The 20,096-nt window shown below is 49.8% G+C and carries 20 protein-coding genes; 9 read left to right on the plus strand and 11 right to left on the minus strand.

The annotated features are described in order from the left end of the window. Positions 1 to 154: 154 nt before the first annotated feature. Positions 155 to 637, minus strand: a complete 483-nt coding sequence (locus QU597_RS16470) for an SRPBCC family protein (protein WP_310828995.1) — start codon at positions 635 to 637, stop codon at positions 155 to 157. 94 nt (positions 638 to 731) lie between these two features. Beyond that, positions 732 to 2,408: a hypothetical protein gene (locus QU597_RS16475; protein ID WP_310828996.1), complete on the minus strand. Its 1,677-nt coding sequence runs from the start codon at positions 2,406 to 2,408 to the stop codon at positions 732 to 734. A gap of 187 nt (positions 2,409 to 2,595) precedes the next feature. On the opposite strand from QU597_RS16475, the gene kduI reads away from it, so the two are divergent. The 3 genes from kduI to kduD all read left to right on the plus strand — a co-directional run bounded on the left by kduI (position 2,596) and on the right by kduD (position 5,064). Then, on the plus strand, positions 2,596 to 3,429 hold the full coding sequence (gene kduI, locus QU597_RS16480; protein WP_310828997.1) for a 5-dehydro-4-deoxy-D-glucuronate isomerase: 834 nt from the start codon (positions 2,596 to 2,598) through the stop codon (positions 3,427 to 3,429). Positions 3,430 to 3,463: 34 nt separating this feature from the next. Next, complete coding sequence (locus QU597_RS16485; RefSeq protein WP_310828998.1) at positions 3,464 to 4,219, plus strand: DeoR/GlpR family DNA-binding transcription regulator; 756 nt, start codon at positions 3,464 to 3,466, stop codon at positions 4,217 to 4,219. Positions 4,220 to 4,308: 89 nt separating this feature from the next. Beyond that, positions 4,309 to 5,064 (plus strand): 2-dehydro-3-deoxy-D-gluconate 5-dehydrogenase KduD, encoded by a 756-nt coding sequence (gene kduD / locus QU597_RS16490; protein ID WP_236330764.1) that lies wholly within the window; start codon positions 4,309 to 4,311, stop codon positions 5,062 to 5,064. 138 nt (positions 5,065 to 5,202) lie between these two features. Here kduD and QU597_RS16495 read toward each other — a convergent pair whose 3' ends face one another. Together QU597_RS16495 and QU597_RS16500 are read right to left on the minus strand one after the other, a co-directional pair. Beyond that, complete coding sequence (locus QU597_RS16495; RefSeq protein WP_310828999.1) at positions 5,203 to 5,661, minus strand: hypothetical protein; 459 nt, start codon at positions 5,659 to 5,661, stop codon at positions 5,203 to 5,205. A 111-nt stretch (positions 5,662 to 5,772) separates the two neighbouring features. Continuing rightward, positions 5,773 to 6,855: a stalk domain-containing protein gene (locus QU597_RS16500; protein WP_310829000.1), complete on the minus strand. Its 1,083-nt coding sequence runs from the start codon at positions 6,853 to 6,855 to the stop codon at positions 5,773 to 5,775. Between the two features lie 133 nt (positions 6,856 to 6,988). Between QU597_RS16500 and QU597_RS16505 the strand changes: the two genes are divergently transcribed. Together QU597_RS16505 and QU597_RS16510 are read left to right on the plus strand one after the other, a co-directional pair. After that, positions 6,989 to 7,609, plus strand: a complete 621-nt coding sequence (locus tag QU597_RS16505; RefSeq protein WP_310829001.1) for an NUDIX hydrolase — start codon at positions 6,989 to 6,991, stop codon at positions 7,607 to 7,609. Positions 7,610 to 7,645: 36 nt separating this feature from the next. Then, on the plus strand, positions 7,646 to 8,926 hold the full coding sequence (locus tag QU597_RS16510) for an MFS transporter (protein ID WP_310829002.1): 1,281 nt from the start codon (positions 7,646 to 7,648) through the stop codon (positions 8,924 to 8,926). Positions 8,927 to 9,040: 114 nt separating this feature from the next. Here the strand turns inward: QU597_RS16510 and QU597_RS16515 are convergent, their stop codons facing one another. After that, positions 9,041 to 9,418, minus strand: a complete 378-nt coding sequence (locus QU597_RS16515) for a FlxA-like family protein (protein WP_310829003.1) — start codon at positions 9,416 to 9,418, stop codon at positions 9,041 to 9,043. A 284-nt stretch (positions 9,419 to 9,702) separates the two neighbouring features. On the opposite strand from QU597_RS16515, the gene QU597_RS16520 reads away from it, so the two are divergent. Further along, positions 9,703 to 10,554 (plus strand): alpha/beta fold hydrolase, encoded by an 852-nt coding sequence (locus QU597_RS16520; protein ID WP_310829004.1) that lies wholly within the window; start codon positions 9,703 to 9,705, stop codon positions 10,552 to 10,554. A 144-nt stretch (positions 10,555 to 10,698) separates the two neighbouring features. Here the strand turns inward: QU597_RS16520 and QU597_RS16525 are convergent, their stop codons facing one another. The 3 genes from QU597_RS16525 to QU597_RS16535 form a co-directional block, all read right to left on the minus strand. After that, complete coding sequence (locus tag QU597_RS16525; protein WP_310829006.1) at positions 10,699 to 11,073, minus strand: collagen-like protein; 375 nt, start codon at positions 11,071 to 11,073, stop codon at positions 10,699 to 10,701. Positions 11,074 to 11,196: 123 nt separating this feature from the next. Next, the gene (locus QU597_RS16530; RefSeq protein ID WP_310829007.1) at positions 11,197 to 12,453 is read right to left on the minus strand and encodes an acyltransferase family protein; all 1,257 of its coding nucleotides are present in this window, start codon (positions 12,451 to 12,453) and stop codon (positions 11,197 to 11,199) included. Between the two features lie 222 nt (positions 12,454 to 12,675). Next, positions 12,676 to 13,578, minus strand: coding sequence for a LysR family transcriptional regulator (locus QU597_RS16535; RefSeq protein WP_310829009.1), 903 nt, complete (start codon positions 13,576 to 13,578; stop codon positions 12,676 to 12,678). A 140-nt stretch (positions 13,579 to 13,718) separates the two neighbouring features. Here QU597_RS16535 and pyk point away from each other — a divergent pair, with 140 nt between their 5' ends. After that, the gene (gene pyk / locus QU597_RS16540; protein WP_310829010.1) at positions 13,719 to 15,149 is read left to right on the plus strand and encodes a pyruvate kinase; all 1,431 of its coding nucleotides are present in this window, start codon (positions 13,719 to 13,721) and stop codon (positions 15,147 to 15,149) included. Between the two features lie 76 nt (positions 15,150 to 15,225). On the opposite strand, the gene QU597_RS16545 is transcribed toward pyk, so the two are convergent. The 3 genes from QU597_RS16545 to QU597_RS16555 form a co-directional block, all read right to left on the minus strand. Next, positions 15,226 to 15,921, minus strand: coding sequence for an ABC transporter ATP-binding protein (locus QU597_RS16545; RefSeq protein ID WP_310829011.1), 696 nt, complete (start codon positions 15,919 to 15,921; stop codon positions 15,226 to 15,228). Further along, entirely contained in the window at positions 15,921 to 17,042 is a 1,122-nt protein-coding gene (locus QU597_RS16550) for an ABC transporter permease (RefSeq protein WP_310829012.1), read from the minus strand. The genes QU597_RS16545 and QU597_RS16550 overlap by 1 nt, the downstream gene beginning before the upstream one ends. Positions 17,043 to 17,186: 144 nt before the next feature. Continuing rightward, a complete protein-coding gene (locus tag QU597_RS16555; protein WP_310829013.1) occupies positions 17,187 to 17,756 on the minus strand; it encodes a TetR/AcrR family transcriptional regulator in 570 nt (189 codons plus the stop codon). A 153-nt stretch (positions 17,757 to 17,909) separates the two neighbouring features. Between QU597_RS16555 and QU597_RS16560 the strand changes: the two genes are divergently transcribed. Both QU597_RS16560 and QU597_RS16565 read left to right on the plus strand, forming a co-directional pair. Continuing rightward, positions 17,910 to 18,257, plus strand: a complete 348-nt coding sequence (locus tag QU597_RS16560; RefSeq protein WP_310829014.1) for an AbrB/MazE/SpoVT family DNA-binding domain-containing protein — start codon at positions 17,910 to 17,912, stop codon at positions 18,255 to 18,257. A gap of 50 nt (positions 18,258 to 18,307) precedes the next feature. Beyond that, on the plus strand, positions 18,308 to 19,969 hold the full coding sequence (locus QU597_RS16565) for an ABC1 kinase family protein (RefSeq protein ID WP_310829015.1): 1,662 nt from the start codon (positions 18,308 to 18,310) through the stop codon (positions 19,967 to 19,969). The last annotated feature ends 127 nt before the right edge of the window (positions 19,970 to 20,096 follow it).

Consider the following 20,096-nt stretch of genomic DNA (forward strand, 5'->3'; position numbering starts at 1 on the left):
ATACTAACTCTAGCATAGCCTGTCCGTGCAGCCGGAACAATTAGACGTTAGTGTTATTTCGTATAATTCTCTTGGCAGCGTTCGTTACGACGACAATGCATCACTTCTGTTATTTAAAAAAGCTGCCACAAGGGCAGCTCTTCACATTCAGCTTTCAGCTCTGGCGGTATTCCCCAACCAACGCCATATACACTTCGTATTGTTGTTCCCATGCCCTTTTACGGTCTTGAAACACTTCTCCATCCAACAGCGCTGCAATCACATCCAGACACACATGCCAGCCGGCGAGGTCTTTAGGCGTATGATCCGTGAGTGTACCTATCGTTTCAATCAGCAGCAGCCGGCAGCCCTCCGGCTCGGCGTCCAGCTCGAAACGGACCTTATCTTCGCCCCAGCTATATTCCAGCACCGAAGCCGGCTCACACTCCGAAATCCTCATCTCGATAAGGTTGCCGTCCTGCATATCAAACATCATACTGCCGCCGGTCCGCAGCTCTTTCACACGCAGCTCGGAGAACCATTTCGGCAACAGGTCATTGTCAGTCAGATAAGCCCAGACCTCTCCTACAGAATGCTTGTAATGACGTTCAAAGGTGGCTGTAGTACCTTCCGGCACTCTTTTTAGCTTAGCGGTCATCTTGTTCCCTCCTGTTTAACGTTCTTTTTCAGCATTCTGCAGCAGAACCTGTTATCCAGACTGTAAAGGATTCACAGCTTAATCGCAAATAGGTCTAAACAGCATAATCATCCAAGCTTATCCGCTTACCATTATGCAGGGCTGCTGGTTCTTCACCCGCAGAAACTTCCAGCCTCAGCTGATCTCCGCCGGAGGCGATATATTCTGCTGCAAGTATAGTCTCTGTGTCAAAAACAGGCGCTTTAGCCGACATCTCAGCTGCAAATTCTTCAAGGCTGATAATGCCGCACTGTTCCGCTTGTTTAACCTCCATCGCCTCAACCACTACGCCGCCCGGCATTCCTGACGCTTTTACCTCCATGTAATGCTGCCGTTCAATCAGCTCATACATGTGGGATAAATAGACGGCAAAATAAACGTTATCAACATGCCCGAACAGCGCCTGCGGCTGCTCCCGCCACTGGCCCTTCGGCAGAACACCGATGACTGTGCTGTCCTTGCCGCCGGGTACCGGAAACAAAGATATTACCGTGCCTTTGTGATAAAGAACATCCATATAAGGACTCTGGTGACGCGGATCGCCTTCCTGATACCCTTCGCCCGGATGGAAAAAGTACAGCTGATTGGCCCCGCCTGCCCCGCTCACCGGCAGAGAGTAGGTCCAGCGGAGCTGTTCATTGTCGAACTCCTCCACCCGCTCCCATAATCCGCCGGCGGCATAATCCCCGCAGATATAAGCGTAGGAATGCAGCAGCGGCTGTGAACTGGGTCCGCCAGGCACAACCTTCTGCGTCAGCTTCTTCACCTCCGCCGGTGTCCGGCGGTCAAGCGCAAGCTCACGGATCTGAGCCGGTGCTTCGTAGAACAGAAAGCCGGCATATTCCGTACGCGGCATCCCGCCGGGAAGTCTGAAATCCCCGAACTGCACATAGTCATGGAGCACATTGCGGTCGCCCGGCACATCATGCGGCCAGCCGCGGGAATGAGCACCGGCCCACGCTCCGCGGAGGTAGAAAGATGCCCGCTCGCTCCACAGGTGATCGAGCATTTCACCAAGGGCGGCTTTCACTCCGCTCTCCTCCTCCAGCTCCCAGGCGCAGGTGAACGCCTGCACCCAGTGCCAGAACCACGGCAGGCTGCCATATTCAGGCATTCCCTTAGCCCGGATATAGGCCAGCGTTTGCTCAAGGCTTACCCGTCCGTCTTCGCGCAGCTCTTCATCCCCGAACAGCCGGCCGAAAATCAGCTTCGCCGCCGTGTATTTAGCTTCGTGGTGACCATAGTACACTACGGGTTTGCGAAAGAAGCCGCTCCGGTAAATATGCCCGATTGCAGTATGGAAGGCAATCCGCAGTCCGGCACTGAACAAGCCGCTGTACTGCTTGCAGAACCAGACCATCAGACTGCCCATAATTTCCACAGGCAGCTCATGCGGGGCTGCTTCCCGCGGAACCGGGTGCAGGCCAAGCGGCCAGTGTCCGTAGAGGGGAGTCCCGGGCTCCCTGTTCTGCAGCAGCACCGTTTCCAGCAGCACTGCCTCTGCCTTCTTACTCACAGCCTCCCTGTCTGATTCCAGCCGGAGACTGTCGTCCACAGCGGCTGCAAACAGATAGGATGCATAATAGAAGTTGTTGCGCACATCATCATGGAACCACAAGCCGCTATCCAGCAGCGGAAGCCGCTGTGCTTCCAGTGCTACTTTATGGATGATTTCCTTCCGACGCTCTTTATAGGGATGACTCCGGTTGCTGCTTGGTTCCGCCGACATCATTTTCCCCTCCCAGGGTTTCATTTTTACTATATTGTGCACGCTTTCAGTTCATCTGGCAATCGATAAACCGAACAAATAAACTAAAATAAACGTACTAAAAAAGATTATGTCTTGCCAAATGAACGCATATGGATTAAATTGTACCTATACGAACGAAAATACGTTTGCGAAGGGGATTGAATCCGCAATGGAAAGACGTTTTGCATCACACCCGAATGAAGTTAAGCAGTTTGACACCGAGCGCCTGCGCAAGGAGTTCCACATTCCTGTCATTTTTGCTCCGGATGAACTGAAGCTTGTCCTGACCCATGAAGACCGCATGATCGTTGGCGGTGCTAATCCGGTAAATGAGGATGTCGTACTGACCACTGACCTGAAAGAGCTTGGAGTAACTTACTTCCTGGAACGCCGCGAGCTCGGAGTCATCAATGTCGGAGGCAAAGGTTCGGTAGTTGTCGACGGAACCGAATATGAAATAGATTTCAAAGAATGTCTGTATGTCGGACAGGGCGCCAAGGATGTAATTTTCAAAAGCGCCGACAGCGCAAAGCCGGCAAAGTTCTACCTGAACTCGGCTCCTGCACACCAGTCCTACCCTACTACCAAAACAACGCTGGCTGAATCCGAATCCGGCGCACTTGGCGGCCTGGAGAACTCCAATGAACGCACCATTCACCGCTTCATCCATACGAACGGTGTACAAAGCGCGCAGCTCGTTATGGGGATGACCCAGCTGAAACCGGGCAGCATGTGGAATACAATGCCTTCCCATACCCACCCGCGCCGGATGGAAGCCTACTTCTATTTCGATCTTCCGGACGATTCCATTGTGTTCCACCTGATGGGCGAACCTACGGAAACCCGCCATATCGTGATGCACAACGAACAGGCGGTCATTTCTCCAAGCTGGTCGATTCACAGCGGTGTAGGTACACACAACTATACCTTCATCTGGAGCATGGCCGGAGACAACAAACGTTATGATGATATGGACCCCGTAGGTATGAAAGAATTAAAATAGAATAAAAACAACTACGGAAAGACGAGGCAGGCGGATGAACCCGATACGGCGACACGAGATGATTATGGAAGTAATGCTGAACCAGAAGGATGTAACGGTGAACGAGCTGAGCGAGAAGCTCCAGGTAAGCGGTAAAACAATTCGCGAGGACTTAAGCAAGCTGGAGGAGCAGGGACTTATTATGCGTGTGCATGGCGGTGCAGTGCTGGCACAAAGCGATCAGTTCGGCATTCTGCCCGTGAGGACCCCGCTGGATAAGTACTCCGACGAGAAAACCGAGATTGCTCTGCGCGCTATCGCCCATATCGAAGAGGATGACATCATTGCCCTGGACGGCGGAAGCACTACGCTGGAAATTGCCCGGCGGCTGGATAATATGCCTCTAACGGTTGTTACAAATGATGTATATATCATCAGCGAGCTGGTTCCCAAAGATAACATCCGTCTGGTCGTTCCCGGGGGTTACCGTGTCCGCAATATGCTGGCCGGTCCCGAAGCCGTCGCCTACGTGCAAAAGCTAAATATACAAAAAGCATTTTTGTCGGCTACAGCCGTGCATATCGAGCATGGACTGTCAATTTACACCGGAGATTTAATTGATTTCAAGCAGGCACTCGTTGCCACTGCCCGCAAGGTGTTCGCCGCATGCGACCACCACAAATTCGGGCATACCGCGCTGCGCACCTTCGCTTCATTACAGGAAGTCGATGTGCTGCTTACAGACAGCGGACTTATACCCGAAACGGTAGAACAGTTCCGCAGTGCAGGCATCAATATTGAAGTCGGTTAAATTTCATTACAAAGACGGGAGCTGCTTCTCAGAGTAAGACTCCCCTATACTATCTACCATTACGTAAACTAAAAGGAGCGAAATATATTATGTCATCATTATTCAGTTTGGCAGGCAAAACAGCAATCGTAACCGGAGCAGCCCAAGGTCTTGGTCAAGGTATTCTGCTTGCCTTCGCAGAAGCAGGTGCAGACGTGGTTTCCATTTCCCTGAACAGCAGTGAAGAATCCGTAAAAGCGGCTGAAGCTTACGGTGTAAAAGCCCTCAGCATCGAAGCAGACCTGAGCGATCACAGCAAGCTGCAAGGAGCGTTTGACCAAGCGCTGGAACTGACCGGCCACGTGGATATCCTCGTTAACTGCGCAGGCATGATCCGCCGTACTCCAGCCAAAGACCACAGTGAAAAAGACTGGTTCGACGTTATCAACCTCAACCAGAACACCGTGTTCCTGCTGTCGCAAATCGCCGGCCGCCACTTCCTGGAAAGAGGAACCGGCAAAATCATCAACATCTGCTCCATGCTCTCCTACCAGGGCGGTATCAACGTTCCTGGCTACACAGCAAGTAAACATGCCGTTGCCGGTCTGACCAAAGCCTTTGCTAATGAATGGGCACAATACGGCCTCAACGTTAACGCTATTGCTCCAGGCTACATGGCTACAGAAAATACAGCTCCGATCCGTGCTGACCAGAGCCGCTCCGACTCCATCCTCGACCGTATCCCTGCAGGCCGCTGGGGAACTGCTGAAGACGTTAAAGGCCCTGCTGTATTCCTGGCTTCCGCTGCTTCCGATTACCTGAACGGTCACGTACTGGCTGTAGACGGCGGATGGCTGGCTAGATAAGATTTTCTTTTCCTCCGTTGAATATAAATGAATTCACTTCACCCGGATGCCTCAGGTATCCGGGTGTTTTTTTGTACATAAGCGGCTACCTGCCATGCATATTTTTATTCTGAGTTAGTCTACAAGGCTCTCAATGATTCACGCCAGTTCCACAAACTCACCCGGGTGAGCGCGAATATAAGCCGCGATGGCTTTTAAGCTCATCCCGGACAGCTGCCCGAAGCTTTCGTATAACACTCCAATCTGTCTGGCCAGCTCCTGATCCTGCTCCATATCTTTGAATGCAGCCTCACTCCACTGCCGTCCCAGCCTGTCGTTCCGTTGTTCCAGCATGCTTCTGGTCTCCTCCAGCAGCCGGATCATTGCAGTATCCTCAAAGAACAACAACCCTTCCTGAACTCCGTTCCAATAGCCGGGTGTATCCAGCATATAGGAAATCCAGGCATAATACTCCGCTGAGGATTTGTGGGCGTGATCGTAGAATACCCGGAACATACAAAGCGCCTTCTGCCCCCTGCTGAGCTGAGCGATTACCCCTGCTTTGACTTCAGGCGATTTGCCGCGGATAAGCCAAACGCCGGTTCCATACAGTGCCACCCCAGACGCTCATCACTTAAAGTCTGAAACGTTACCGAATCCATTCTGGCCAGATGCATAACACCGCTCCTCTGTTCATTTACCTACATAGTCTGATCTGATACGTGCTCATCAGTCCATATACAGCAGCACTGTTCGAATCTGCTCTGCCGCCCGTTTATTCTGTTGATCCAGCGGGTCAAGTGAAATATTGCTAGTAATAATGATCAGGCCTTGATAATAGTAAATTTGTTTCTGGATAATATTCATCACGGCTCTGAGCGGTACAAAGGTCCGTCCATTTCGGATCTCAACCTTTGGAATGAAGGTCTTCTGATTATGATATTGCACGGTGGCTTCCAGCTGCTTGGAATTGACGCTAATTGAAGCACCGAACTTGGCAGCAATAAATTTCAGGGGAACCATCGTTGTACCTTCCCTGAGGTAGGGCACCACACTGGAATTAGCAGCATCAATCGCAGACTTATTACCTTTAACCAGCACAGTAGAGTGTCCGATTGACAGTACAACAGCATCCTGCAAAATATCATCCACTAAGTCATTCAAGGCCGGCTGCCCGGCACTCTGGCACGAGCTGCCCTTATACAACACCATATAGTCGGTGATGATATCTATCGCTTCTTGTCTCATATCCTTGGTCAGCTTTGTATCGTTAAGCACCTGCTCCGTTATGACCCAGCTGCAGTCTATATTCTGCTGCGATTCCGCCAAGGCTTTGATCAAGGCCACCGTCAGGCTGTCCGGCAATGCCTTCTGTGCTGCAGTAATCCAGGTGATATCCGGGTCCAGATAATGGTCCAGCACCTTAAGGTAGCCGATAACAAATATCTCCGGCGCACTAAGCTTAGACTTGTCTAATGCCGCGGTTGATTTGCCGTATACCAGCTGCGCATATTCCTCCGCATGCTCTTTATCCGACCAGCTTATATCGGCATACAGAGCATTCATTACAGCTGCCTTCTCATCCAGCGGATGGTTAGGGGATACCAGAAAGTCTGCTACAGTGCGGCTTAACCCGTTTTTCTCGGCATCGGCTACGATATCCACATCCAGATAGGCCTTATAAATGGCGGTTGATGTAACGGGAGAATCCGCATAGACAAGCGACGTCCCTTTTCCCAGAAACAGGCCTGACACAATCAATGATACCGCGATGACCAGTTTGCTCAAACGGGAGTTCAACAGGGTGTTCATATACATTCCTCCTTATGCTATATTTAGCTGACGTGGTACAAAGATGTGCTCTTAAAACCTTAACCAGAGATGATTTCCGGCAATCTCACCCGGGTTAAGAGCCTAATCTTACTTGTAAAAGGGGGTTTAAAGCATGAATGAAGAAATACTAACTACCTTTGATGATTATGGCGTTGTTACCGGTGCTGCCCCCCGCGATGAGGTGCACCGTCTGGGACTGTGGCATGAGACCTTTCACTGCTGGTTTGTCGGCCAGGAGCCTGAGGGTTTATCCATTTACCTCCAGCTGCGCAGTGAACAGAAGCGGGACTATGCGGGGCTGCTGGACATTACCGCAGCCGGACATTTGCTCGCCCATGAGGTTCCGGAGGACGGTATACGTGAAGTACAGGAAGAGCTGGGTATCCTGGTGACTTATCCGGAGCTGGTTCCGCTCGGGATCATTCCATATACGATGGATAAGGAAGGTTTCCTCGACCGTGAACGGGCCCACGTGTTCTTGCACAAGAACACTCTGCCTTTGGAAGCCTTCAGCCTGCAGCAAGAGGAAGTAGCCGGAATCGTGACCGCCAGCTTTGCAGACTTCTGCAAGCTCTGGGGAGGCGAAACGGCGTCCATCCGTATCCGCGGCTACCGGATGGACGGGAACACACGTGAGCCTATCGACGAGCTGGCCGATATCAGCCGCTTTGTCCCTCATGAAGCAAGCTATTATTTGCAGATCATCGCAGGCATTTCCGCCACTTTTGCTTAATTATACCAAATTACGTACTGGATGATGGAGATTCCAATGACCAAAACGCGTCTTAGCCCATCCTTTTATTATTTATGGGGGACCCAATCCGCAGCGAATTCTGCAGATGTCCTCTACATTATGGCCTTAACCGTACTGGTGCTGGACCATACGGGCAGCCTGATCTCGGCCACACTGGTCCCGCTCTTCCGTTCACTCTCGCAAATGCTAAGTGGGCTGATCGCGCCTCTCCTGATTGCACGGTTTAACCTTTCCCGGCTGCTCCTGCTATCCCAGAGCGGACAATTTCTGTTTTTTGCGGCAATGGCAGTTTACTTGGGAGTCCAAGGCAGCGGCGCTTCACTGTTTATTTTGTTTACGCTAAATTTTGCCATGTCTTTCCTGGATGGCTGGACAGTTCCGGCGCGCAATGCGCTAGTACCACGGCTTACCAGCTCTCGTGAAGGACTGCTGCGGGCCAACGGCCTATTATCCGTCAGCGACCAGATCGTGCAGTTTGCCGGTTGGGGACTCAGCGGTATTATCAGTGTCTGGATTGGAACAACCTCTACCCTCCTGCTAACCGCAGTTATCTATGCTTTGGCAGCCCTGTTCACTATGCGGATTAAAGAACCGCAAACCGGAATGGAGACTCACAGTCCTTCCGATAATGCTGCCGGGAGCCTGGCTGTTCCTTCCAGAGGGTCGGTCTTGACAGAAGGCTGGAAGATCATCTGGCGAACGCCAAGTCTGCGGGCATTAACCGCGATTGACGCCATCGATATGCTCGGCGGCTCGGTATGGGTCGGTGCATTTACACTGTCTTTTGTGCAGGAGGCGCTGGGACAGGGTGAAGAATGGTGGGGATTTATTAATTCCATTTATTTTGCCGGCACGATCGGCGGGGGACTGCTGGTGATCTCGGCGGTCCGGCGGATCGGCAGCAGGCTGCTGCGCTATATGCTGATTGGCATGGCCGGTTACGGCCTGCTTACTTTTCTGTATGCCATCAACACCCATCTGATTGCCGCATTGATACTCGTACTGGCGATGGGACCATTCGCCGAGCTTAGCGCCGTGACCCGCAGAACACTGGTCCAGCACAGCGTGAACAGTGAGCAGCTGCCAAAAGTATTGTCCGCACAGGCCGCAATCCTCCATCTGTTCTTCTGCATCTCCCTGCTTGGCATGGCCTGGGCGGCGGAAACCTTCGGCATTGTGAAGCTGTATGTCTTTGCCGCCTGCCTGACCTGCTCGGCTGTTGTCGTCGGGATTATATATGCTAAATCTCTGCGGAACGTCGAAGAGAATTCCTCCAGAAATGAACAGACTCATTAAACGGGCACCGGAGCCACGGGGCTGATCAACTCTCTGCCTTCAAAAGAATCATCCGCTCCAAATGACAAAAAGGGCTATTGCTATCCGCAGCAATGGCCCTATTTACGGTTAAAGTTAAATCAGTGCGTTGAAATGGCCCTCCGAGTCCACTGTAGCCGTCCGGGGATCGGCCAGACCGATGCCCTTAAAGCCCCCTTTTCCCAAAGTCTTCCAGATTGGGGGCTGATCTTGCAGGGAAGCGGATACCACATCAACGGATGTGCTGCTCCCGACTTTTCGCGCGAGCTGGGCCTCTAACAGCCGGATTTGCCGCTGCAGCTGCTCCCGGCGGTTAATTGTCTGCACCACGTCGCTCTGCTCCGCATTCACCTTGTCCAGCTCCATCATCAGCCGGTCGCGCTGCTTCTCCAGGGAACTGACATCACTCTGAGTACCGCCGTAGGCCGCAATGGCCTGCACCGGGCTGATTCCGGATAATGCTTGTGACATCATAGTCTCCCCCTCCATTTCCATAACTTCTATTAATCTCTATTACCCGGCTGTGCCCGCCATGACAACATCCCAGCCGTTTCCCGGCGAAAATCATTTCATAAAATATCGTTTTCCCCGTTCCATAAGATGCATGCACCGCACCGGAAATTATGCTAGCATAACATTTATAACAAGCCACAATATTTGAGGTGATCGGAATGTTAGAACGTTCCATGGAGAATGTAATGGAATCTGTGAAGGGAAGGAGTGATGTGTAGAAAAAAAAAGAAATGAGGATGATTATAATGAGTGCAACCCATACGATTAAAAGCGATGGATTTGAACTGAATTATTGTGTTAAAGGAACTGGAAAGCCGGTTTTGGTGATAGGCAGCAGTGTTTATTATCCTCAACTATTCCCGGAAGATTTATATGATACCTTCCAGTTTATTTTCCTTGATCATAGAGGATTTGTGAAGCCGCCCCGTATACTGCAACCCGAAGATTATAGATTGGACAAAGTATTAGATGATATAGAGACAGCAAGACAGGAGCTTAATTTAACCCATTTCATCCTGCTAGGGCACTCAGGGCATGCGTTCATGGCCTTGGAATATGCCAAAAAGTATCCCACCCATGTCCATAAAGTTGTCTTATTAAACTCGGCACCAACAAACAGCGAGGAAAGACAGCGTCAAAGTTTTGACTTTTTTAATGAGACGGCAAGTCCAGAGAGAAAAAAGCAGCTTGAGCTGGATATTGCTCTGCTAGAAAGTGACATTCAGAAGGATCCTGAACGGCGGTTCATTCATATGTGCATCCGGATGAGTGCCCAAAGCTTTTATGACTATACTATTGATGCAGCTTATATGTGGAAAGATGTTTACACGAATATGCCAATCATCGATCATCTGTGGGGGGAAGCTTTCGGAGAATTGAACCTGATCCAATCTCTTGCTACCCTTAATAAGCCGGTATTTATCGGTTTAGGAAGGTATGATTATTTGGTAGCCCCTGTTTCACTTTGGAATGCTGTAGATGAAACCTATGGGCACGTGAAAAAAGTAATTTTTGAGCATAGTGGTCATAATCCGATGTTTGAGGAACCCCAAACCTTTGATAGAGAATTACGACGGTGGATTCTTGAGGACAATTGAGGCTTTCCTTTGATAACGAAAACACTAAGTTCATGCTTAGTGTTTTTTTATTGCCTGCCTTATAAATAGGCGCATCAACAGTTAATCTACTGGATCAACACAGCAAAAAGAACAGCCGATGGCTGTTCTTTTTCGCCGCCTGCCTTAGAAGCAGGTGAACGAGCTAATCCGGTTCAAATCGATGCCGAAATACCCCCAGAAGAACCCAAACCATCTGAACCCTGCAACAGAATTACGTCCGACGAATACCGGGAAGAACCAGAATTGCTCGCCGTTATTCAGCCAAATATAGGTGTTGCGGAACAGGCAGCGTCTGATCCCGCCAGGGTCGACGGCATATGGGGTGGCCGACATTTGCGGTACGAATTGCGGCGGCGGAGCCGTCGGCGCTTGAACGCCCCCCGGTGCACCTCCCGGAGTTCCTGGAAATCCGCCTGGCCCCCCCGGTCCTCCTGGTCCTGGTCCGCCCGGGAACCCCGGAAATCCTCCGCCGGGTCCCGGTGTTGGAAAAAATCCCATATGTGATCGCTCCTTTCATTGAGTAGGCATAATCATCATATGTATTCGCGGAGAAGGCGCTTGGGCGGATTCCATGGAAATGTAAATTTTCTCGAGTTGCTAAACCCTCTTTGGAGAAATAACTTATGCAGCTTCAACCGAGTGTGTATCCGCTTGCTTGCGCCGAAAGAACGGCTTGCCCTTCGACCAGTTGATGAACGGCTGCTCTATGACATAATAAGAGATCGTTGCGGCCGCATACGAGATTGCGACAACGGATATACTGATCCCCAGCCATCGCCACACGTCAACGATCCCGAAATAGTGATAATCCTTAATGCCGTACTTTTCTATTAACGTAATGAACAAATAATGCCAAATATACAGGCCGAATGAAACTTTCGCAGTATATCGGAAAAAGCGGTTATCCAGCCATCGCCCTAACATCACGCTGAACGGTGCCGACAACAGCACGACCCCGAACAAAATGGCATAAGCGGGAAAATAGTACGGTTGATGCTGGAGGCTGAAGTCAAATTCGCCTTGATGGCGCATACGCCAGATTAGCAAGCCTGCAAGCACTAAGGCGGCTGCACCGGCTGCGTCAAACAGCCCGAGCTTGCGCAGTCGCTCAATTGCGGTGCCGCGCTGCAGAATCGCGACAGTTACGCCCGCCGCCAGGATGCCGATGGTAAAGTGGCCGAAGAATCCGATAGGATTGTAATTCGGCATCCAGTATTTCGCACCGCCGAGCTGACCATAATCCCAGCCTCGGCCATTCTCGCCAGGCGTAAACCAATGGTGTACAAGTGAGTTGGCGACCAGCATCAATCCAAACGTGACGACCCAGAACATGATCGCCTTTCCGAAGGAACGCCGCTTGCTGAGCATAAACAATAAAGCCATAAATAAAGGCATAAGTATGTAGCAGAACACCTCGAAGCTTATCGACCAGAATGGCCCATTTAAGTCGGACGGAAAAAACGTGGTATAGTGGAAGCCCGTCGTAAACGTAAAACCCGTTAAGATTCGCCGCCACAAGAACTCTGTAGGAATGTCCAGCCTCCATACAAGCAAAAGGCAAACCAAAAACGAAACATAATAGCCGGGCATAATTCTTGCAGCGCGACGAACTGCATATTTTCGGATACTAGGATACGCCTCATTATCCAAATACGCGCTCCAAAAGGGGAACGACAACAAAAATCCGCTTAACACGAAAAACAGGCTGACCCCGCTGTTCCCAAGCAGGACAACCGACTGCACTTCTTGAAGCCAATGTTTTTGCGCGGGCATCGCCAGACGTTGTGATACATGATGCAGGATGACGGACAGGCAAGCGATCGCACGAACGCCATCCGCTCCCGTTAATTGGGTGCTGCCTAACCTAAACTTTGACATCTGCTATTCCTCTTTTCCGAATTGACTTCCCGACAAATGATGCCCGCTACTCCAACACTTATATTCGCTCTGTACATCAATTTCAGGTACTCCTATTTTTCCATAAATCATTGGAAAATCCTTCAAGGATTATGCTATTAAGTTAAAAATATAACACGTTTTGAAAGATTTTGGATATTCCTAAACCTGTGAGTGTAAACTAACTCAGTCCCATTAGAACATTTATTTTCCTGTCCGTCCTTTCGACTGCTCCCGGACAAGTAGGAGGAATGCTGACGCTGCCGGCGACAACGTCTCCTGCTTCCGGGTACAGACAGCAATCGGATTCAGCAGCGAAGCGCCGTTGACCATCACACGCTCCACTTCTCCGCGCTCAACATTGTCTTTTACGGCCAGGGAGGAGATAAAGATGGCTCCGTAACCCGCCATGACGGCCCGAACCATCTCGTTCACCCCGTTAAATTGCAGGCCGACCTTGGGAGGATTCACATTCAATGCCCGGCACAAGGAAAATAGACGTTCCCGGGTGGAGCTTCCCTCTTCACGCAGAATGAAGGGAACCTTCATCATTTCCGCTAATGTAATTTCCTTCCCGGCGTAGGGATGGTTTTTGGGAACGATAAACCAGAGTTCATCCTCCAGAAGTTCCTCCCATTCGATGCCCGGCTGCTCCTCCCAGCCGCCTCCGTAGACGGCTACCTCCGCATCGTACTGCAGCAGCCCCTCCACCGCTTCCCGGGAGTTGGCCGTGGTCAAGACCACCTCCACGGAAGGATGCTTCTGTTTGTATAGAGCCAGCCATTCCGGAAGCAGCAGATTGGCTGGCAGATAGGTGGCGACGATCCTCAGGATACCGCTGAACCCGGCCTTGTATTCCCGGACCACTTCATCCAGCTCACGCTCCAGCGCAAACAGGCGTTTGGCGTGGCTGGCCAGCATCCGGCCTGCATCGGTCAATAGAATGCCACGCCCTTTGGAGGCCAACAGCTGGATGCCCAGCTCCTTCTCCAGGTTGCGTACCTGGGCCGTAACCGCAGGCTGGCTGATCCGTAGTTCCTCCGCGGCGCGGGTGACCCCGCCTTTTTCAGCGATGGTGTGGAATATTTTAAGGGCGTGAAGATTCATAAGATGACCTGCCTCCTACATCAAAATTGATGAATAACGAAAATATATATATTTTTCTGATGAATCGTTATGCTTTATTGTATGAGTTAGAGAAAACATTCACAAGAGTTCAACGCTAAATATAAGGAGAGAAAAAAGCCATGCGCAAAACTAAAATCGTCTGCACCATCGGTCCCTCCAGCGAAAGTCCCGAAATGCTCCGGAAGCTGATCCAAGCCGGTATGAACGTCGCCCGCCTGAACTTCGCCCATGGAGAGCTGGACGAGCACGCGGAGCGCATCCGCCGCATCCGGGAAGCAGCCAAGGAGCTGAACCAATATGTTGCCGTCCTGCTCGACATTAAAGGCCCGGAAATCCGCATCGGCAAAATGGCCTCGGACTACGCGGAGCTGGTAGCGGGTGAATCCGTGGTTCTAACCACCGAGGAAGTGCTCGGCACCAAGGAACGCATTCAAATCACCTACAAGCAGCTGCCCCAAGATGTGAAGCCCGGCAGTATCATCCTGATCGATGACGGTCTGATCCGTCTGGAGGTTGTAAGGGCTGAAGGCAGTGAGATCACTTGCCTCATCAAGAACGGCGGCAAGCTGAAGCAGCGTAAGGGCGTCAACGTTCCCGGCATCAAAACCAGCCTTCCCGGCGTAACCGAGAAGGACATCCGGCACATCAAGTTTGGCATTGAGCAGAACATCGACATCATCGCCCAATCCTTCGTCCGCAAAGCCGAAGACATCCTCGAGATTAAACATATCCTTAGCGAACACAAGGCCGGCCATATCCAAGTCATCGCCAAGATCGAAAATGACGAGGGCGTGGAGAATCTGGACGCCATCCTGAGCGTAGCCGACGGCCTGATGGTAGCCCGCGGCGACCTGGGCGTAGACCTGCCGGTGGAGGATGTGCCGCTGGTTCAGAAAGATATGATCAGGAAGTGCAACCTGGCCGGGAAACCGGTCATCACCGCAACTCACATGCTGGAGTCCATGCAGGTGAACCCGCGTCCGACCCGTGCGGAAGCGGGCGACGTTGCCAACGCCATCTTCGACGGCACTGATTCCGTCATGCTGTCCGGCGAATCCGCCGCAGGCAAGTACCCGCTGGAGTCCGTCGAGACCATGGCCCGCATCGCCGCCCGCGCCGAGTCGGTCATGGGAGATTACGGCCGCTGCAGCTGCAATGGTGACGCGGCTGCCACCGACGTAACCGGTGCCATCGGCGAAGCTGTTGCCCGCACGGCTCTCATGCTCTCCGCCAAGGCCATTCTCGCCCTGACCGAAAGCGGCTTTACCGCCCGGACCATCGCCAAGCACAAGCCGGCTGCACCGGTCATCGCCGTATCCACCAAGGAGAGCGTACTGTACGCCCTGTCCTTGACCTGGGGTGTAACCCCGCTGCTCCGCAGCGAGTCCGCTTCCAGCACAGACGCAGCCGTAGCAGCCGCCGTTGAACTGGCCAAGTCGGCCGGTTACGTACAAGACGGCGACCTGGTGGTCATCACTGCAGGTGTCCCTGCAGGCCGCACCGGAACCACCAACCTGCTGCGGGTTCACAAAGTAGGCGAAGCGCTCTAAAAAGTAAACAATCCGTAGCAGGAGCCTATCGCACCTGCTACGGATTTGTTTTACCCTTTTTGTTTTACCCTACGGTCTATACATACCTTCCTGCCGGCGCCAACGATAATTTACCGTCTTCCATCCGGTATACCTTATCGCAATAGGTGAGCATCCGATCATCATGAGTCACCATAATCGCCGCTTTATGGCGTGTTCTCACCTCATGGGCAATCAAGGAGACAACCTCATGGGCGCGTTTGGTATCAAGGCTTGCGGTAGGCTCGTCGGCCAATATAACATTAGGATCGTTAATTAAAGCCCGGGCAATAGCGTTACGCTGTTTCTCGCCCCCGGACAGCTCCTCCGGGTAGCTCTTCAGCTTGGCGCCTAGCCCAAGTTCTTCAAGCAATTTTACGGCAAAAGCTTTGTCTGCAGCACTGACCTTCCCTGACATCCGCTTCACCACAAGCAACTGATCAAGAACATTCAGGTATGGAACCAAATTTGAAGCCTGCATGATGAAGCCAATCTCACGCAACCGGATGTCGGACAGTTGGTTGCCTGACAGCTTCGATATATCCTGACCATTTAATATAACTTCTCCTTCAGTGGCTTTAAGCAATGCACCCGCAACGGATAAGAAGGTACTTTTACCCGAACCGGATGGTCCCACTACGGCAACAAACTCTCCTGTTTGCACATTTATGGATACGTTATCTAGTGCTGGAATACGGTTCATTCCTTCATTGTAATATTTTGAAGCCCCCGTAATTTGCAATCCCTTAGTCATTATTCAACCCTCCCAAGCGCTTTAAGCGGATCAATTTTCGAAATCATGCGTACCGACACCAAGGAACTAAGCAAGGAAATCACTACCAAAATGATGGAATACGTCAATACCAGCTTTGTTTCAAGCATAAACGGCATGCCTTTTGGCATGATTGCCGCTGTCCCATACGTTAGGATAATGCCAACGATAATGCTAGAGAGCGACAAAACAAACACCTGTGAGACGACGGCTTTGCCCAAGAACCCATTCTTAGCTCCGATAGCCTTCATAATTCCGAACTGGTTAGTCTTCTGCAATGTAAATACATAGAAGAACACACCAAGTACGAATGCCGAGATCGTAAGCAGGAACGCAAGCATCATCATGATTGTGCCATTCTCTTCTTTGTAACCGGGCATTCCCTGCACAGCTGCTGCACGAGTAACCGTTTCGGTCCCCGCCAATTCTTCATTGATGGCCTTAGGGTCAATATTCTTACCTTGAAGCATAATTGCATTGACTGGTTCCGTGACCCCTTTGTCTGAGCCTGGTGCTGCAAACGCAAGTTTTCGCCACTCTGCAATAGGTATGAAAACAGCTGATACATGGTTGTAAGTCTGATTTTGGACAAAACCGGCAATAGTCAATGATTCCGTTGAACCATCCAGCTTGAAGGTGTCACCAAGTTTAAATCCCTCATCTTTCATGGTCTTATTAACAATAACTTTCGTCAGATTATTGGAATTCAGTCCCACACCTTCAATAATCGCCGGCTCTAAAAAGCTTCCCGGATCAATACCAATAATAGCTATATCTACTTTATCCTCATTGGCTGCACTATTTCCTTTGACTGCCGATGCCATGATGGTACCCATTGGAGAAACGGCACTAACATTCGGCATTTCTGTTAATTTCGCGGTCAGCTCATTTGACAATAAGGATTTACTCATTGACGCTTTCGATCCTTGTTCAAAAACCACATAATCGGCCTTCATGGTTTTAAACGTCGACGCCGCCAGTGTAGATAATCCATTCCCCAAACCCGATAAAACAAATACCAACCAAGAAATAAGCACAAAAATGACTGCAATCATCAAGAACCTTGTTTTGTTGTGTTTCAATTCCTTCAATGCCAAGAACATAGTTTATTCCTCTCCTCCTCTTAAATAAATGACACGAGTGTCAAATTAAACATTTTGTATCCCGTTATAATTTTCCCGACTCGTTGTAATCTAGTATGAACCATTTTCGACACGCGTGTCAAATATAATAAATGGAAATGGACCTCAGTCCCTTCCAGCTCCCCCCAGCCACATTTTGTACAATAGCTTACTCCACTCAGGTGTAGGCATGTTCAGCATATTAGGAGTTTCAATAAGGTTAAAATAGACGCCTATGATGACTGGAAGTGGAAGGCTTGTATTTAAGTGTCCCTCTTCCTGCGCACGAACAAACAATAGCTCAAGTTGATTCTTTAAAGTGATATGGGCCTGCTCAATAAATTCAAGATCACTCGCTGCCGCAACAGAATTAGCTATATTTATTTTATGGGCGTCACCAAGCAATTGATGGAAATCAGCCTCTTCCAGATACACTGTGAGCAGATTCTGAAGAGCGGTCATACAATCCGTCTCATCAATCGCTGACGTTTTTCGTAGTACACTTTCCATTACACGCTTCATACATGCAGCAACGATCTCGTCTTTATTGGCATAATACTGGTATATTGTACTTCTTGCCCCAACCAGTTTTTCTGATAACAGTTTAAGCTGAAACCCCTCATATCCGTGTTGCAGGAGCAACTGCTTGGTCTGGTCGAGCAACTCCGATTCTGTAAAAGCCTGCTTTCTCCCCATGTTGATCACCGCCCCTAACTATTCTGTAGTCTCATTGTAACAAAAATTGCGCTTATTGTATTTTACCGGTTCAAAACTCAACACAATCATTGAAAATATGATTAGTATGAAATATCATACTGTTGTACAGATTGATTATCAAAGGAGAGATTTATGATGCATCAAAAAAAAGAAAATAGTCACGGATTCGGGCATGGCAAAGTGCTGGGAACAACCTCAATGGGTGAAAGAGGACAAATTGTGATTCCTAGAGAAGCAAGGGAAGAACTTGATATTAAGCCAGGTGAGAAATTCATCGTTTTCGGGAATAAGCGCAAGGGCGCCGTAATTCTGGTCAAAGCAGAAATGTTCAACAAATTTGCGGATTTCTTCATGAGTGCTTCTAAAAAGTTTGAAAGCATGGCCCAAGCGATCTTTGATAAAAACACTGCTATTCCTGAAGATGAGGATAATGAACCTGAGGCCGATGAAAAAGGACCTGAGGCTGACGCAAAAGAATGAGCGAATTCTTTAAATTGATGAAGGATCTCCGGTTCCGGAGAACCATGCGGATGATTTTTAAGTTCGCCTGGGATTTCTGGTGGCTGGGCAGGCAAAAGCATTTTATTACGGGACGGCGCTTAGAAGCGAAAACAAAAGCCTTATACCGAAAACAGGCCACATATTTTACGAAGACCGCAATGGATATGGGTGGATTAATTATCAAGCTTGGGCAGCATGTGAGTGCACAAGTGGATATTTTGCCGAAGGAAATTATTGATGAATTGTCAAAGCTCCAGGATTCCGTAGATTCCGTAGATTTCTCCGAGATACAGCAAAAGGTAGAGAGTGAACTCGGAGCGTCCATTAGCGAGATTTTTGCTGAGTTTAGTCCAGCTCCCATCGCAGCGGCTTCCTTAGGACAGGTACATCGGGCGACATTACGGACAGGTGAAGAAGTCGCAGTAAAAGTAATGCGTCCCGGAGTCGAGGATATTATCGCCATTGATTCGAAATCCATACAAATTGCTATTCGGTTATTAAAACGCTGGACCAAGATCAGAGACTTCATGGACCTTGATGCTGTGTATGATGAGTTTCACGAAACCGTTATGGAAGAGCTCGATTATCAAAAAGAGGGACGAAATGCAGAGGATTTCCAGCTGCAGTTTATCCATCGGGATGATGTCGTCGTTCCAGCCATTCATTGGTCCTATACAACTTCAAAGGTTTTAACCATGGAGTTTCTGGAAGGTGTAAAAATCAACAATTTTGCCCAGCTTGATGCCTGGGGCGTGGATCGGACTAAATTAGCGAAGTCACTGATAGAAATCTTCGTAGAACAGATTCTATTAGAAGGCTTCTTTCACGCAGATCCGCATCCGGGAAATGTTCTCGTGCAGCCTGACGGCACCATAGCATTAATCGATTTTGGAATGGTCGGACGAATTGCCGGGGATATGAAGGCGCAGATGGTAGCCCTTCTAATGGCCGTGTATTTAAAGGATGCTCACGGCGCCATCGATGCCCTTACCCGTTTGAGATTTTTAAGACGGAATGTAGATTTAGAGGTATTTTCAAGGAATCTAACGTCATTATTTAAACAAATCAACGGGGATACGTTTGACCTCAGTTTTGTGACGTCAGGTGACAATGCTGAAGAATTACGGGATTTCCTCTACTCTCAGCCCTTTCAGTTACCTGCAAATACAACATTTTTGGGAAAAGCCATAGGCACGGTGTATGGTCTTTGTACTGGACTGGACCCTGAGCTTGATTTGATTGGGACCGTTAAGCCTTATGTTGAAGAGGTTGTGCGCAGTGATCTGCGGGGAAGTGTCTTTTCCAACGTGGTAGATGAAGGCAAGAATCTTCTAAAAGGAATCCTTCCTACGACCAAGAAGTTCATTTCGGCAGTAGATAAATTGGATAGCGGTAATTTACGGGTGAAACTATCAAGTTCCTTTGAGAAAAAATTGATAGATACGCAAAATAGGAATACAGGGCGGATTATTGCAACCATCATTGGAGCGGTATGCCTTCTGACTGCCACAAACATGTGGAATGAAGTGAATCATATGGTTTCTTATGTGCTCGGCACGTTGGGGCTGATCATTATGCTTAGCCAGCTCAAAGTGAGAGAACGCCGCCGTGATGTAAGACATGCAAAGCAGATGAGAGCTATGCGTGAACATAATCGGTTTGAAAAGTCGAAGTTTAATTCCCATGAATAACGGCCAACTAACAGCGAACTAGCGTCCAATCCAGGTCCGAGCCACAAATGATTGCGGCTGTTCTCCTTACGGTCCGAACATTTTCTGGAGAACGAGGAAGGATCGGGCGCGCAAGCTGTTACGCGAG

Origin of the sequence: Paenibacillus pedocola (genome assembly GCF_031599675.1) — a bacterium.
Lineage (GTDB): Bacteria > Bacillota > Bacilli > Paenibacillales > Paenibacillaceae > Paenibacillus_AQ > Paenibacillus_AQ pedocola.

Coding starts and splice junctions, on each gene's coding strand:
- QU597_RS16470 (WP_310828995.1), bottom strand. CDS start 637: ATGACCGCTAAGCTAAAAAGAGTGCCGGAAGGTACTACAGCCACCTTT.
- QU597_RS16475 (WP_310828996.1), bottom strand. CDS start 2,408: ATGATGTCGGCGGAACCAAGCAGCAACCGGAGTCATCCCTATAAAGAG.
- kduI (WP_310828997.1), top strand. CDS start 2,596: ATGGAAAGACGTTTTGCATCACACCCGAATGAAGTTAAGCAGTTTGAC.
- QU597_RS16485 (WP_310828998.1), top strand. CDS start 3,464: ATGAACCCGATACGGCGACACGAGATGATTATGGAAGTAATGCTGAAC.
- kduD (WP_236330764.1), top strand. CDS start 4,309: ATGTCATCATTATTCAGTTTGGCAGGCAAAACAGCAATCGTAACCGGA.
- QU597_RS16500 (WP_310829000.1), bottom strand. CDS start 6,855: ATGAACACCCTGTTGAACTCCCGTTTGAGCAAACTGGTCATCGCGGTA.
- QU597_RS16505 (WP_310829001.1), top strand. CDS start 6,989: ATGAATGAAGAAATACTAACTACCTTTGATGATTATGGCGTTGTTACC.
- QU597_RS16510 (WP_310829002.1), top strand. CDS start 7,646: ATGACCAAAACGCGTCTTAGCCCATCCTTTTATTATTTATGGGGGACC.
- QU597_RS16515 (WP_310829003.1), bottom strand. CDS start 9,418: ATGATGTCACAAGCATTATCCGGAATCAGCCCGGTGCAGGCCATTGCG.
- QU597_RS16520 (WP_310829004.1), top strand. CDS start 9,703: ATGAGTGCAACCCATACGATTAAAAGCGATGGATTTGAACTGAATTAT.
- QU597_RS16525 (WP_310829006.1), bottom strand. CDS start 11,073: ATGGGATTTTTTCCAACACCGGGACCCGGCGGAGGATTTCCGGGGTTC.
- QU597_RS16530 (WP_310829007.1), bottom strand. CDS start 12,453: ATGTCAAAGTTTAGGTTAGGCAGCACCCAATTAACGGGAGCGGATGGC.
- QU597_RS16535 (WP_310829009.1), bottom strand. CDS start 13,578: ATGAATCTTCACGCCCTTAAAATATTCCACACCATCGCTGAAAAAGGC.
- pyk (WP_310829010.1), top strand. CDS start 13,719: ATGCGCAAAACTAAAATCGTCTGCACCATCGGTCCCTCCAGCGAAAGT.
- QU597_RS16545 (WP_310829011.1), bottom strand. CDS start 15,921: ATGACTAAGGGATTGCAAATTACGGGGGCTTCAAAATATTACAATGAA.
- QU597_RS16550 (WP_310829012.1), bottom strand. CDS start 17,042: ATGTTCTTGGCATTGAAGGAATTGAAACACAACAAAACAAGGTTCTTG.
- QU597_RS16555 (WP_310829013.1), bottom strand. CDS start 17,756: ATGGGGAGAAAGCAGGCTTTTACAGAATCGGAGTTGCTCGACCAGACC.
- QU597_RS16560 (WP_310829014.1), top strand. CDS start 17,910: ATGATGCATCAAAAAAAAGAAAATAGTCACGGATTCGGGCATGGCAAA.
- QU597_RS16565 (WP_310829015.1), top strand. CDS start 18,308: ATGATTTTTAAGTTCGCCTGGGATTTCTGGTGGCTGGGCAGGCAAAAG.